General features: G+C 57.4%; 1 protein-coding gene and 1 pseudogene. Both read left to right on the forward strand.

Features of this window, described 5'->3' with window-relative positions:
* Nucleotides 1–15 precede the first annotated feature (15 nt).
* The gene (locus MKX63_RS28475) at nt 16–12414 is read left to right on the forward strand and encodes an SDR family NAD(P)-dependent oxidoreductase (protein WP_341021929.1); all 12399 of its coding nucleotides are present in this window, start codon (nt 16–18) and stop codon (nt 12412–12414) included.
* Nucleotides 12415–12623: 209 nt separating this feature from the next.
* A pseudogene (locus MKX63_RS28480) lies at nt 12624–16151 on the forward strand (beta-ketoacyl synthase N-terminal-like domain-containing protein); the annotation flags it as partial.
* Nucleotides 16152–16188: the final 37 nt, after the last annotated feature.

Below are 16188 nucleotides of genomic sequence, written 5' to 3' on the forward strand. Positions count from 1 at the left end.
GTGGAGGCTACACGGATGAGCAATAATGCCATACCCGGCGGCGAACGCCCATTATATCTGTTTCTCTTGTCAGCCAAGACCCGTAAGGGCCTGATCAGGAAGCTCACGGAGCTGCAGGTGTGGATCAGGGAAGAAGCGGACAACCGGACAGATGCCGGGAATATCGCGTACACATTATCCATCGGCAGAAGCCATTTCAGCCAGCGGGCGGCACTGATTGCCGCCGATCTGCAGGAGCTGGAGAGGGAGCTGCTGCTCACCCTGGAGAAGCTCACCTTAAAGAGTGGCGAGGCCTCCCGCGAGCTGCTGCGCAAGCAGACTGCCCGGGAGGATCAGCTCAGGCTGGACGCCATCGCTCTACTCGGGTCTGCTCAAGGGAATACCCCTGCATTATTCTCCCGGCAGACCCTGGAGCAATGCGCAGCGCTGTATCTGGAGGGCGGTGTATGCGATTGGAAGAGCCTCTACACCAACCGTTCTTACTTCAAAATACCTCTGCCCGCCTACCCGTTCGAGAAGCAAAGGTATTGGCTTGAGCTGAACACAGGCCGGACATCCCCATCTTCGGCACCGGGGCAAGCTCATATACAGGCAATAGGTCCGGTGCTGGACTGCAACCGGTCTACGGTGCATGAGCAGTGCTTCGAGAAGAGGCTGACGGGCGAAGAATTCTATCTGAAGGATCATATCGTGTCCGGCCGTAAGCTGCTGCCGGGTGTGGTTCAGCTGGAGATGGCTTTGTCCGCTGCTGCTGCTTCACTGCCGGGAGCTTCAATACGCAGCATCACAGATGTGGTATGGGCTTATCCGGTTCAACTGAGTGACGGCGAAGAGTCCAAGCTGCTGCAGGTACGTCTGTATCCGGGCAGGAGCCAGGACGAGCTGGATTATGAGATTATCAGCCAATCTGACGGAGCTGAAGTTGTTCACAGCCAGGGAAGTATCGGATATACACAGGAAGCACCATGCGGCCCCACGGAATCGATGGATATTGCCCGGCTGTGCCAGGGAAAGACGGACGTAAGCGGAAGCCTGATCTATGACAGATTCAGAGAACATCAGCTGGAGCTGGGCCCGTCCTTTCAGTCCATTACCCGGATGTCCGCCGGAGCGGCAGACGCAGTAGCCTTCATTGAGCTGCCTGCCCATTTGCATGAGGGCTTCGGGGCATTTACGCTGCATCCTACGGTGACTGACGGAGTGCTGGAAGCTGTCATCGGGCTGATCAGCGGCCACGGGGAACTGGAGGGCGCGGTGGCACTGCCGTATTCTTTTGACAAGCTGGAGATCTTCGGAAGCCTGTCGCCTAACTGCGTCTCTTACGTGACAAGGCTTGCTGCCGGGTCAGATGACGGGGATCTGGCCTTCGATGTGGCGGTCGCCGACGTCCAGGGCCGGGTGCTGCTGAAGTTCACCAGATTTGTACTGAGAGTATTCCAGCAGGGAAGAACGCAGAGCATGGAAGAGATGTGCTTTGTGTATGAGTGGAAGGAGCGGAAGACGCTTCTTCCTGCACCTGACAGTGTGTCTGGCGATATCGTATGGTTCGCCGCTGAACCCGAAATGATCAAGTCGCTTGCCCAAGACAGTGACCGGCCAGCCGTCCATCCAGGCGTGTTATATATAGTAGAAGCTGCTGCAGAATATCAACAGGCAGGGGGAGCGAATTACCGGATGAACCCGGAGCACCCTGAAGATTATGTTCGCTTGCTTCGTGATCTGGCAAATAGAGGCTGCAGTCTGGAGACTCTCGTCTATGAGCAGCAGGAGCACTCAGAAGAGACAGCCCCAAATGCTGCTGAAGGAGTGTATCTGCACCAGCTGTATCTGGCCCAGGCGCTGATGGCTGTCCGGGGGAACCGCCATAGCCGGGTGATTCAGCTATGCAGGAGCGGGGAGGAATTCGCTGTGCCTCCCGGACAGGGGGCCTTAAGAGGCTTCAACAAAACGCTGAAGCTGGAGTATTCCAAGCTGCATTTCAGCATGCTGTACACAGGATCTGCGGGCAGGGATGACATCTACCGGATGATTGCGGCTGAGATCCGCTCTACGGACGATGAAGTATTATACCGGCAGGGTACAAGATATGTTCATGCCCTGAAGGAAATCGCTCCCCCTGCGAAGGAAGCCGCTGAAGCCTCTAAAAATATTCTCCGTCCACACGGCGTGTATCTCCTAACAGGCGGACTGGGCAAGCTGGGGCTGATTGTGGCCGGGCATCTGGCCCGCCACTATCAGGCTAAGCTTGCGCTGGTTGGCAGGTCGGCACTCCTGCCGGAGCAGGAACGGGAAATCGCCCGGCTTCAGAAGCTGGGTGCAGAAGTAGTGTATGTGCAGGCGGATCTGTCGCAGGCGGAGGCAGCGGCGGCAGCCGTGGCCGATGCGCGGAGCAGGCTGGGCAGCCTGAACGGCATTATTCATGCGGCAGGAGTTACCCGTGACGCGCTTATCCAGGTGAAGGATGAGGGTCAGGCAAGCGGGGTACTAGGGGTCAAAATCCAAGGGCTGGCGCAGCTTGACCGGGCTACCCGAGAAGATAAGCTTGATTTCATAGCGGGCTTCTCCTCGATTGCGGCGGTCACAGGCAATGTCGGGCAGAGCGATTATGCCTATGCCAATGCCTGGATGGATGAATATCTGCTGTACCGGAAGACCCTGGTCCAGTCGGGGCACAGACATGGCAGATCCATCTCCATTAACTGGCCGTTCTGGCAGGAAGGCGGGCTGTCGGTTGAGGAGCAGACCCTGCTGTTCTTCAAGAATACCGTAGGGCTGAAGCCGCTGGAGACCTCCGCAGGACTAAAACTTCTGGAGGCGATTCTTAACGGGTCTGAAGCGCAGATCCTGCCCCTCTTGGCGAACCGCAGGAAAATATACGGCATTCTGGGGCTGGAATCGGCAGCTTCAGGCACAACAACAACCATCATCCAACCTGGAACCGGTGCCGAGCCTGCCGAGAGCCGGGCTGCCGGGCAGCTGGAGCCAGTACAGCAGATCCTCACTGATACAATTAGCCGTCTGATGAAGCTGGATGCCGCCGCTATTCATCCTGATCAGGATTTGGGCGAATACGGCATGAGCTCTTTAACGTTCACTGATGCCGCAAATGCGGTCAATGCTGCCTTCCAGGTACGGATGACACCGGCAGTGTTCTTTGAATATCCTACAATTCGTGCATTAGCAGCCTATCTGTTAGAGAGCTATGCGGACGAGTTAGTTACATATTTCAGCCGGGGAGCTGCACAGGCACCGGAAGCCGCCGTTGATTACGGCTCCGTTCAAGCGTCCGCTCCCGGCCAGAAGGCCCGCCAGAGCTGGAAGCCGCTCCGGCCGGAGACTGCCGGGGCCGGTAAGCCGGAGCCGGTTGCAATTATCGGCATCAGTGGAGCGATGCCGCAATCAGAGAACCTGGATGCCTTCTGGGAGCATCTGCAGGACCAGCAGGATCTGATCACGGAGATTCCCGCAGACCGCTGGGATGCGAAAGAGCTGAACCGGCTGAAGGGCAGCGGGTCGGATAAGCCCGTCTCCGGCTGGGGCGGCTTCATGCAATCTGCCGATAAGTTCGATCCGGGCTTCTTCAGCATCAATCCGCGTGAAGCGGATCTGATGGACCCGCAGCAGCGGATATTCCTGGAGACTGTGTGGTCCACACTAGAGAACGCCGGGTACAAGCCCTCTGAGCTGTCCGGCCGGAAGGTCGGGCTGTTCGTCGGCGTCTCGACGAATGATTACAGCACGCTTTTACAGGATAACGACATTGAGATTGAAGCCTATTCTTCCACCGGCAGCTCCCACTGCGTGTTAGCCAACCGGATCTCTTATCTCTTCAATTTCCGCGGCCCCAGTGAACCGGTGGATACCGCCTGCTCCAGTTCACTGGTAGCTGTACACCGGGCAGTGGAGAGTATCCGCAGCGGGGACTGCGAGCAGGCGATTGCAGGGGGAGTGAATGTGATTGCCGCGCCGACCCTGCATATCTCTTTCAGCCGGGCCGGGATGCTGTCGCCGGACGGACGCTGCAAGACCTTCGATCAAAGTGCGGACGGTTATGTGCGCGGAGAAGGTACGGGGGCCGTTCTGCTCAAGCCGTTAAGCCAGGCGGAGGCAGATGGGGATTATATCTATGCAGTGATCCGGGGAACCGCGGTCAACCACGGCGGCAAGGTCAGCTCGCTGACGGTGCCGAATCCGAAGGCGCAGGCCGAGGTGCTGGTCGAAGCCTATGAGAAGGCGGACATCCCGCCCGATACCATTAGTTATATCGAAGCTCACGGCACAGGCACCTCCCTGGGGGACCCGGTGGAGATCAACGCGCTCAAAAATGCTTTTAAAGAGCTGCATCACCGGCGGGGGATACCGCTGACCCGGGAGCAGTACTGCGGAATCGGTGCGGTGAAGTCTAATATCGGCCATCTGGAGGCCGCCGCAGGCATTGCCGGCATTCTCAAGGTTGTGCTGGCGATGAAGCACAGGACCTTACCGGGGAATGTTCATTTCAAGCAGCTGAATCCTTATATTGAGCTTGCTCAGTCGCCCTTTTATATTGTGGAGCAGACGCAGGAATGGACGCCGCCTGACGGCCTGCCAAGACGGGCAGGGATCAGCTCCTTCGGCTTCGGCGGGGTGAATGCCCATGTGGTCATGGAGGATTATCCAGCCCGTGACACCGTTAGCTCCGGAACCCGTTTCATGCTGTCCGGGCAGGGCAACGTGATCGTCCTGTCTGCCAAAACGGCAGACCGGCTGCAGGAAAAAGCGCGGCAGCTTCTAAATTACTTGATGCTTCATGCAGCTGACGAAGAGCTTACGCTGCATAACATTGCGTATACGCTCCAGACCGGACGGGAGGAGATGGCGGAGCGGATAGCTTTTACCGCTGTCAGCAAAGAGGAGTTAATAGATATTCTGCGCAGCTATGCTGCCATGCCGGAACAAGCCCATAAGGTACATTATGGACGGGTACCCGTGCAGCTTCCGGCACCTTCTTCTTCCACCGCCAATTCCGGGAAGCCGGTTGGAACTCTGAAGATAACGGAGCTGTCTGAGCTGGCGGAGCAGTGGATCGCCGGGAAGGCAGTCGATTGGAGCCGTCTGTATGCGGACCGGGAGTGCAGACGCATTCCGTTGCCTGCGTACCCTTTTGCCAGAGAGACCTGCTGGGTCCGTAAAAATTCACGCCGTATCGCTCCCAAGCTGTCTTCTTCGGCAGAAGCTTCTACGGTGCTGCATCCGATGGTTGACAGCAATGTCTCCACCATGGAAGAGGAGAAATTCCGCACTGTGCTGCGGCCGGAACAGTTCTATGTCAAGGATCATGTGGTCGGCGGCAAGATGTTGCTGCCCGGCGTAGCCTATCTGGAGCTGGTAAGGGCCGCTGCCGTCCTGGCCGGAATCAACCCTGTAACGGGACTGAGGAATGTCAAATGGATCAAGGCAGTAGAAATGGAAGAGAAGCAGAAGGAGAAGGAGATCTTCACCACATTCGCGCATGTGGATCAAGGCGAAGTGGAGTACAAGGTGTTCAGTGAAGCAGAGGGACAGCGCACTCTGCATTCAACGGGGAGAATTATGCAAGAGACGCCTGCACCTGCACAGACACTTGAGATTGCGAAGATCAGGGAGCGAAGCACCTCCAGCCTCACTCAGGCAGAGTGCTACGATCATATATTCAAGGAGGTCGGCTTCGGCTATGGCCCCGCTTTCCGGGTGACGAAGACAGCGTATTGCTCGCCAGAGGAGGGTTTATCCGAAATCTCCTTGCCAGAGCATCTTAACGAGAGGTATGCGGAGTATGTGCTCCATCCCTCGATCATTGACGGTGCGGTAAGATCGCTATCATGGACGGGAAACCGCAGTGAAGAGGACTTGACGCTCAGGGTGCCTTACGCCCTGGACCGGATAGAGCTGATCGGCAAGGTTCCGCCGCAATGCTATGCCTACGCGAAGCCTGCAGAGGGAGCTTCCGGCACAGATGATGAGGGAACAAGGAAGTACGATATCCATATTACGGACCGGCAAGGTCTGGAGGCGGCACGGCTGTTCGGCTTCTCTATTAAGCAGTATACTGCGGCCGCAGTCCCTGCTTCCGCACTAACCCTGTATTCGCCAGAATGGATCGAGACAGAACTGCCGCAGGTGACCGCGCCATTGTCGTCTATTGTAGTGTTCGGCTCGGCTGCCTTGGCGGAGGCTGTCCGCAGGCAAGCGGTGCAGCATGGGCTGGCAGCAGAATGCTGCATTCAGGTTGAGGCCGGAGCAGCGTATGCCCGGCTGAGCCAGGCAGCTTATGTGATCCGGCCGGAGCATGCGGCAGATTACCTCCGGCTGCTGGAATCCCTAAGGGATCAAGGCATGCAATTGAAGCATATCGTGCACGGCTGGAACTGGAAGGAGCAGGCCGGAGCGGAAGGACCGGATCTGGAGGAGCAGCAGGAAAGCCTGGGGAAGCAGATGGATCAGGGGCTATACTCGCTGCTGTACCTCTTGCAAGCGGCAGCTGTGGTGAAGCCCCGCTCAAAGATCAGATGCTTATATGCTTACAGCAGAGCTGCGGACATGCTGGAGCCGCTGCATGAGATGAATGCCGGATTCGCGCATTCACTGGCTGCCGATCATCCGCTGTTCCAGTTGAGTCTTGTGAACTTAGAGGCTTCGCCGCCCGTACAGGCCGCCGGGAGGCTGATCCGTGAGTTACTGCCGCCGCAGCTGGCGGGCGGAACTGAAATCAGGTATGACGGTGAGGTCCGTTCTGTGCGGAAGCTTCTTCCGCAGCCGCTGCTGCACCAGTCCGAGGCTTCGAGGTTCATCCAGGGCGGGGTGTATGTGCTCACTGGCGGGACTGGGGCGCTGGGCATGCGGGTGGCGGCAGAGCTGGCCTCAGCTTGGCAAGCAAGACTGGTGCTGGCCGGAAGGCAGGCTCAGGATTCAGCCGTTCAGGCGAAGCTGGAGCAGCTGACGGGGCTTGGCGCGGAAGCGGTCTATGTACAGGCTGATGTCGCTGACCCGGAAGACGCAGCAAGGATCATCGGAGCAGCCAAATCACACTTCGGCAGAATCAACGGCATTCTTCATTGCGCCGGAACCGGAACGGTAACGAAGGCCGCCGGGAGCAGTAAAGCGGACTTTGCCGGAATCCTTGCCCCGAAGGTTGACGGGACGCTCAATCTGGACCATGCCAGCAAGAATGAGGCATTGGACCTGTTCATTCTGTTCTCGTCCACCTCTGCGCAGATCGGCGATATGGGTGCAGGCAGTTACGCTGCCGCCAATGCCTTTATGGACCGCTATGCCGTATACCGTGACTGGCTCACGGTGCAGGGCCGGCGCCAGGGTAAGACAGTATCCGTTAACTGGCCGCTCTGGAAGGACGGAAGCTACCTGCTTCCGGCAGCCCAGCAGCAGGTGCTGGCCGGGTATTACGGCATGCAACCGCTGGACACCAGAACAGGCCTCCATATCCTGGAGACGGTGCTGAAGGAGGATGCTGTGCAAGCCTTCGTCGGTTACGGAGATTCGCGTAAGATCAGCCGGGCACTTGGTGTGGCGGAAGCCCCGCTGGCAAATCAGGCAGGCGAAGCCTTACAGCCTACAGGTATCAGCGCCAATAACAAGGATAGCAGGGCGCTGCTGGAGGGGACACAGACTTATCTCGTCAGCCTGCTGGCCAGAACATTGGGCGTTGCGAGAGAGCGGATCGGTCCAACTTCACCGCTGGATGCCTTTGGCCTGGATTCGATTATGATTCTGGAGCTGAATGAGTCGCTGGAGCGTGAATTCAGCGGGTTGCCGACGACACTTTTCTACGAATATAACACGGTTGAAGCACTTGCCGGTTATTTCACCGGTCATTACGGTGCACAGCTTGTAACGTTATTGAAGCTGGAGCAGCCGCATGGTAACGAAGCGCCGATTACGGCAGTGCAGATGCCGGGTGATCTGCAAGAGGCAGATATTACAGCATCACAGAGCAGGCGGTTCATCCCGAAGGCAGGGGAGGATATGTCCCCTGTAAAGAACGCCGGGAATCCCGGTGTGATGGATATTGCTGTAATTGGCATGGATGGCCGGTTCCCGATGGCCGGCACTATTGCAGAGCTGTGGGACAACCTCAAGGAAGGCAAGGACTGCATTACCGAGATTCCAGAGAACCGCTGGGACTACATGCGCGACTACGATACGGAGAAAGGCAAGAAGGGCAAAATTTATACCAAATACGGCGGCTTCATTGATGATGTGGACAAATTCGATCCGTTATTCTTCCAAATGACGCCGCGGGATGCCCAGCTGACAGACCCGCAGGAGCGGCTGTTTCTGGAATGCGCCTATCATACCGTGGAGGATGCCGGATATACCCGCGAGCGGCTGGCACGCTCCAAAGTCGGTGTTTTTGTCGGCGTCATGTACGGTCATTACCAGCTTCTCGGAACGGAAGGCTACACTTCCGGACAACTGGCAGCGCCGAATTCTTCATTCGCGTCCATTGCCAACCGGGTATCCTGGCTGTTCAACTTTCAGGGGCCGAGCATGGCAGTAGATACGATGTGTTCGTCTTCACTGACGGCGATTCATCTGGCCTGTGAGAGTATCCGCAGCGGAGAGAGTGAGGCCGCACTTGCCGGGGGGGTTAACGTGACGATCCACCGCAACAAATATGTGTTCCTGTGCAGTCAGCGCTTCGCCTCCAGTGAGGGCAAATGCCGGGCCTTCGGCGAGGGCGGAGACGGGTATGTTGCCAGTGAAGGCGTAGGCGCGGTGCTGCTCAAGCCGCTCAGCAAGGCCATTGAGGACGGAGATCATATCTATGGGGTCATCAAAGGCACTGCGGTGAACTCCGGCGGCAAAACCAGCGGCTACACTGTGCCGAATCCGGGTGCCCAGGCCGCAGCAATTGCCGAAGCCCTCCGTAAGTCGGGCGTTCATCCCAGAACCATCACCAGTCTTGAAGCCCATGGCACTGGCACCCCGTTAGGTGATCCGATTGAAATTGCCGGGTTGTCCAGAGCCTTCAGCCAGTACACGGACGACAAGCAGTTCTGCTCGATCAGCTCGGTTAAATCCAATATCGGACACCTGGAATCGGCCGCCGGAATTGCCTCGCTGGCCAAGGTCATGCTCCAGATGAAGCACCGGATGCTGGTGCCGTCCATCCATACGGAGGAGCTGAACAGCGGCATTACATTCGAGGATACGCCATTCTATGTACAGCGCAGCCTGGAGCACTGGGAGCATGACTCCGGCAGCAGAAGTATGCGCCGGGCAGGCGTCAGCTCCTTCGGGGCAGGCGGGTCCAATGTGCATCTGATCGCCGAGGAATATGTACCGGTGCAGGTTGCGGCGGAATCCGCCGGGCGCAGGCTAATCGTATTATCCGCGAAGAACCGGGACCGGCTGAGCGGCAAAATCCGGGAGCTGCACCGCTTCCTTGATACGCCGCTGGCCGCAGAATATACGCTGGCGAATATCGCCTACACGCTGAGTACAGGCAGGGAAGAAATGGAGGAACGGCTGGCCGTTGCCGTCCAGACGCTCGATGAACTGAAGCGGGTTATGAAGTCCCTGGCAACCGGTGCAGTATGCGAAGGGGTATACCGGGGCAATACAACCGCTGCCGCAGAGAACGGCACGGCCATTCTCGGGAATGATCCCGAGGATACCGCATATATCACTGCGCTGGCCCGCAGGAATCAGCTGGACCGGATCGGGAAGCTGTGGGTCCTTGGAACAGCGGTGGATTGGAGACTGTTCTTCGCAGATACACAGCTGCAGAAGGTATCCCTGCCTCTGTATCCTTTTGCCAGAGAGAGCTATTGGCTGGAGAACACAGGCGGCGGCTTCTCTGGAGGAGCCGGGCACAAGGAGGCGTCAGGAACAGCATACGGAATGGGACCTGCTGCGGCGGGCGGGCAACTGCCCGGAACGATGAATTCACTCCAGCCTCTGCATCCGCTGGTGGATATCAATATTTCCACACTGCGTGAGCAGCGGTTCCGCAAGCGGCTGTCTGTCGACCAGTTCTATCTGCGGGATCACATTGTTGCGGACCAGATCCTGCTGCCCGGTGTCGCTTACATTGAGATGGCCAGAGCAGCGGGTGAGATTGCCGGAGAAGCCGGGGTCCGGGCAGTGCGTGATGTGGTATGGCTGAAGCCAGTAGTGATGACAGAGGAATTCAAGGAACTTGATATCGTGCTGGAGCCTGAAGGCGAGGCCGTCCATTATGAGATCTTCAGTCAGGTCATGAGTGAGCGGGTTGTACATTCTCGGGGGATTCTGGAGTTCGCGGAAGGACCAGCGGCGGCGGTAAGCCTAAGCTTCGACCTCAAGGAAATCCGGAACCGGTGCCCCGGCCGCAAAGACAAACAGGAATGCTATCAGCAGATCTTCAAAGCCATCGGCTTCAGCTATGGTCCGTCCTTCCAGGTGACGGAAGAAGTGCTGACCGGGAAGGAAGAAACCTTGGCCCGTTTATCCCTGAATGAAGCCTACAGATCTGGATTGCCAGAATATGTTCTTCACCCGGCTCTACTGGACGGAGCGGTACGCTCGGTGGCAGCAGGCAGAGAGGAAGAAGGCCGGGCTACGCATATTCCATTCTCACTCGGGAGTATCGAGATCTTCGCGCCTATTCCTGCGGACTGCTATGTGTACACCCGGGTGAAGGAGCAGCCTGGAGAGAACAATCTGGGGCTGAATATATTTGATATTTCCATTCTTGACCTGCACGGGCAGGAAGTGGTCCGGATTGGGGATTTCATCGTCCGGCCCTATACCGTTAAGCCGGAAGGCAAACCGGCGGCGGAGCTTCACTACTATACTCCAGTCTATGAGCACGAGGCGCTGGTCCCGGTAACGGGAGCAATGCAGCGGAAGGTGCTTATCCTGGGCTACGGCGGGATGAACAGCGGCCGGAATACCGCAGCTTCACCGTCCGGCAGCCTGCCGGGCGGAGCCGGTGCCTGTATCTGGATTAGGCCGGATACGGAGTACCGTTCAGGCCCGGGAGATCAAATATCCATCCATCCGCACAGGGAAGCAGATTATGTGCGGCTGCTGGAGGAATTGCGGGAGAGGGACTTCCATCCCACCCATGTTCTGCACCAGTGGGCAGGAACAGCAGAGCCGCTGTCACTGGCCGCGCTGCAAGCGGAGAGGGTCCAGCCAATACTGACGCAGATGCTGGAGGACGGCATTTTCTCTGTTATCTCCCTGTTCAAGGCCTTCGTCCAGGTGTTCGGACAGCAGCCGCTGAAGCTGTTGTTCGCTTACCCGCAGGAGCAGGGAGGGTTCTCGGTTCCCCATGAGCTGCTGGCCAGCTTCGCCAAATCCATTGTAACCCTGCATCACAAGTTCCTGATTACCAGCGTGGCAGCGGATTACAGCGCGATTCATGCTGCGGATTATCAGGAGAGGCTGTATCAGGAATTGTTCTCCCAGCAGAATCCGGGCCATTTGGATGTCCGCTATGCCGGAGAACTGAGAACGGTGCGGAGAATCCGGCCGCTTACGCCTGGAGAAGGTAACACAGCGGCATCCGTACCTCTGGTTATCAAAGAGAAAGGCACCTACCTGATTCCAGGCGGCACCGGCGCACTGGGAATGATTGTGGGCGGATACTTGGCACGCACATGCGGAGCAACGCTGATCTGTACCGGCCGGCAGCCTGCAAGTGAGCGGACAGACGCTTGCATGGCCGAGCTGAGACGGCTTGGCGGAGATGGACGTTATCTTCAGGGCGATATCGCAAGTGCCGGGGATGTGCTGCGGATGATGGACAGTATCAGGAACGAATTCGGCCTGCTTAACGGAATTATTCACTGTGCCGGCCAGGGAAGCACCCTGCCTGTAACTGAATCCGCTGGGGTCTCCGGCCGCGAGCTGATGAGCTCCAAGGTCGAAGGTCTGATCTATCTTGATCTGTTCAGCACTGCCTTTGAGCTGGATTTCCTGATGCTCTTCTCTTCCATTGCGGTGGAGCTGGGAGATCTGGGAGTTGGGTATTATGCCATGGCCAACAGCTTCATGGACCGTTATGCCAGGCTGAGGAATGAAGCCGTAACGCTTGGGCAGCGCAAAGGCCGGACGATATCGGTCAACTGGCCGCTATGGAAGGACGGGGGCTTCAGCATTCCCGAGAGTGAGGCAGTGTACTATTCCACTTATCTGGGAATGAGCATGTTGGAGGAAGAGAGCGGTATCCGGGCTCTGGAAGCTATTTTCCAGACGGACTGCGGCAATATCATTGTGGCGGCGGGGAACAAGTCCAAGATTGATCAGGCGCTCAAGCTGAACCACAGCATTCCGGTTCAAGAAGTACCGCTAGAAGATAAGGAAGCCATTGTTGACCTGCTGACCCGGCTGCAGACCGGTGAGATGAGTGAAGCAGAAGTGAAGCAGTGGATGGGAGGCCTATGATGAGTGACGCCAATCTGGAGATGGGCAGGATTCTGGAGCAGATTAAGCGGGGAACGCTGGACCCGGAGCAGGGCTACACGCTGATCAAGCAGTTCAAGAGTCAGCCCGCAGAACAAGCAGATACCGGCACCAGACAGACAGGTGAAGGAGCTGGGCCCGGCTCAGGCGGAGACAGGAGTCTCCAGGACTACACTGTGCAGTATTTGAAAGGGCTGCTCTCACAGGTCACCGGCCTTGAGATCGAGCGGATCAATGCGGGTCAGAGTCTGGAGGAGTACGGAGTAGACTCGGTTGCGATTATGGAGATTAACGGTCTGCTGGACAAGGATTTCCCGAATCTTCCGAAGACGCTTATGTTTGAATACGGCAATCTGGCTGAGCTGGCCGGGTATTTCGTTCAGCATCAGCGCGGGCTGCTGGAGGCGCACGCCGGATACCGGCATATTAGACAGAACCTGGAGCAGACGGAGAAGCCCGCTGTTCCGGCAGCAGCATCTGCAAGAGTACAGGACAAGCCTGTAGAGACAGTAGCGCCGAAGAAATACAGATCCTTCTCCACACCCGGCAAGGACCGGAGTAACGAAGAGAAGCGAATACCTTCCCGTATCGAGCCGCAGGCCGTTCAGCAGGAACATCCGGCCAAGGACGGGGGGATTGCGGTCATCGGCATCAGCGGCGCTTTTCCCGGGGCCCGGAATCTGGATGAATTCTGGAGTAACCTGAAGCACGGGGTGGACAGCATCTCCGAGATTCCGCCGCAGCGGTGGGATCACAGCCGCTATTACGACCCCGAGAAGGGCAAGAAAGGCAAGGTGTACAGCAAGTGGGGCGGGTTCATTGACGAATACAATTGCTTTGATCCGCTGTTCTTCCAATTAACGCCAAGAGATGCGGAGCAGCTTGACCCGCAGGAGCGTCTCTTCCTGGAGTGTGCACACAGCGCGATTGAAGATGGCGGATATACCCGCCAATCCTTGTGGAACAGCAAGACCGGTGTCTTCGTCGGTGTCATGTACGGCCATTATCAAATGTATGGAGCGGAGGAGACCGTCAAAGGCAATACGCTGGCACTCAGCTCGTCGTATGCGTCCATCGCCAACCGGGTGTCCTATTTCTTCAACTGGAGCGGTCCCAGCATTGCACTGGATACGATGTGCTCCTCGTCGCTGACTGCACTGCATCTTGCCTGTGAGAGCATTTACCGGGGGGATAGCGAGATTGCGGTTGCCGGAGGAGTGAACGTAACCATTCACCCGGATAAATACCTGTTCCTGTGCAATCAGCGGTTCGCTTCGAGCGAGGGGAAATGCCGGGCCTTCGGCAGCGGCGGAGACGGCTATGTGCCGGGCGAAGGTGTCGGTGCGCTGCTGCTGAAGCCGCTGGCCAAGGCGGTGGAGGACGGAGACCATATCTACGGAGTGATCCGGGCGAGCTCCATCAATCATGGCGGCAAAACGAACGGTTATACGGTTCCGAATCCGAATGCACAGTCGGATATTATTGCCGAGGCGCTGCACAAATCAGGCATCCATCCACGGGCGATCAGCTATATAGAAGCCCATGGAACAGGTACTGCACTCGGCGATCCGATTGAAATCAGCGGCCTGACGAAGGCCTTCCGCTTGCAGACAGCAGAGAACCAGTACTGCGCCATCGGCTCGGTCAAAAGCAATGTAGGCCATCTGGAGTCCGCAGCCGGAGTGGTATCCATCATTAAGGTGCTGCTGCAAATGAAGCATAAGCAGCTCGTGCCCTCGCTCCATTCCGAGGTACTGAATCCGAATATTAACTTTGCAGAGACCCCTTTCTATGTTCAGCGGAGCCTGGGAGAGTGGAAGCCTGTAGTGTTGGAAGAGGAGGGCCAGACCAGAGAATATCCGCGTTATGCTGCGGTCAGCTCATTCGGCGCAGGCGGCACGAACGTGCATGTGATCCTGGAGGAACACCGGAAGCAGGGAAGCCTTGTATCCGCGCATTACAGCGATAACACTGGCGGACCACACATTTTTATTCTTTCCGCCAAAAGCAAAGACCGGCTGAATGCGTACGCCAAGCACATCCTGGATTACCTGGACCGTACGATCCGGCCGGAGAGTGCGCCTGAAGAAGCAGACAGCAGCACGCTGAAGCGATACGTAGTCGCCGATATCACTGCCGCTCTCCTGCAATCGGCCCTGCTGCCCGCACAGATCAGCGCCCAGGAGGCCATTGATGAATACGGCCTGTCTAAAGAAGAGCTGATAACGGCCGCGGACACACTGTATGAAGCCTATCCGGTCCGGCTCCCAATCAGCCTCTGGACAGGCAGCACCACCATTGATGAGATTGCCGCTTATCTGCTGGAGCAGCTAGGTTCATCCGCCATTGCAGCCAGACACGAACGGAGCGCAGATTCTTCAGAAGCGCCTGAGCCTGAAGGAGGAATAACCAGCGCTGACGGTGCTGCCTCAGCCGATGGCTTCCGCCTGGAGGATCTGATCTACACGCTCCAGACCGGCCGGGAGAGCATGGAGGAACGGCTGGCAATCGTGGTATCCGGTACGCAGGAGCTGCGGGAGAAGCTGGGCCGGTTCCTGGCCGGCGACCGTAAAGTCTCCGGGGTCTATGCAGGCAACGTCAGCTCCGGCAGTGAAATCCGCGATGTCTTCACAGAGAGCGAGGAAGGAGAAGCATTCCTGTTGTCCCTGGTGCAGTCCGGCAGACTGAGCCAGCTCAGCAGATTGTGGACAAGCGGGGTGAACTTCAACTGGCAGCTGCTGTATCCGCAGCAGAGCAAGCCTTGCAGAATCTCCTTACCCACCTATCCGTTTGACCGGACGCGCTATTGGTACAGCTCTGCGCAAGACGCAACCGCTGTATACAACAGCAGCAAGCCTGCTGTCTTGGCTGCGGTGATTGATTCCAATGAATCCGTCTTTGAGGAGCAATGCTACAAAAAAAGCTTAAGCGCAGCCGACGCCTATCTGCATGATCATGTTATCCGGGGCCGGATGGTTCTGCCGGGGGTAGTCTATCTCGAAATGGCCTGGAGAGCCGGGCTGCTCGCCAGCCGGGAGTGGCGGGTGCAGTCATTAACAGATGTGAAATGGCGCAGAACACTGGAGCTGCCGGAGAATGCAGCCAGCTTGGACGTCTATGTCGGGCTAGCAGCTCAGGAAGAGGCAATCGAAGCCAGCATCTATTCCCTGAACGGGAACGGGCTTAGAGTACTGTATTGCACCTGTACTGTGAATTATTCGGAGCTTGAAGTGGCTGAATCGTTTGCCCCGGATACGGAGGCGGAGGCGGAAACGGCGGATATCGCACGTATGGTCCAGACCGCCAGCCGTACCACAGAAGGCGAAGACTGTTATGCGCTGTTCGCTGACCATGGAATGAACTACGGCATGAATCTGCGGCCGATTGAAGCCGTGTATACCGGAGTGTATGGTACCCTGGCGAAGCTGGTGCTGCCCGCAAGTACGCAAATGCCGCTCCATGAATATATTCTTCATCCGGCGTTTGCCGACGGAGCGATGCAGACCGCGCTGTATTCGGTGCTTAGCGGCCAGCAACAGACGGGAACCTTCGTTCCTTCGGTCTTGCAGGCTGTAGAGGTCTACAGGCCACTGACCCTTGTAAGCTATTGTCTGGCAGCGCCAGCACCAGCTTCTGGGCAGGAGCAGGGGATGCAGTTCGATCTGCTGCTGCTGAACAGCTCGGGCCTGCCGGCGGTGCGCTTCTCCTGCCTTTCGGGCCGGGATTTGACCCCGGGGATGCAGAGCAATATCGCAG

The sequence above is a fragment of the Paenibacillus sp. FSL R7-0179 genome (assembly GCF_038002265.1).
Lineage (GTDB): Bacteria > Bacillota > Bacilli > Paenibacillales > Paenibacillaceae > Paenibacillus_AQ.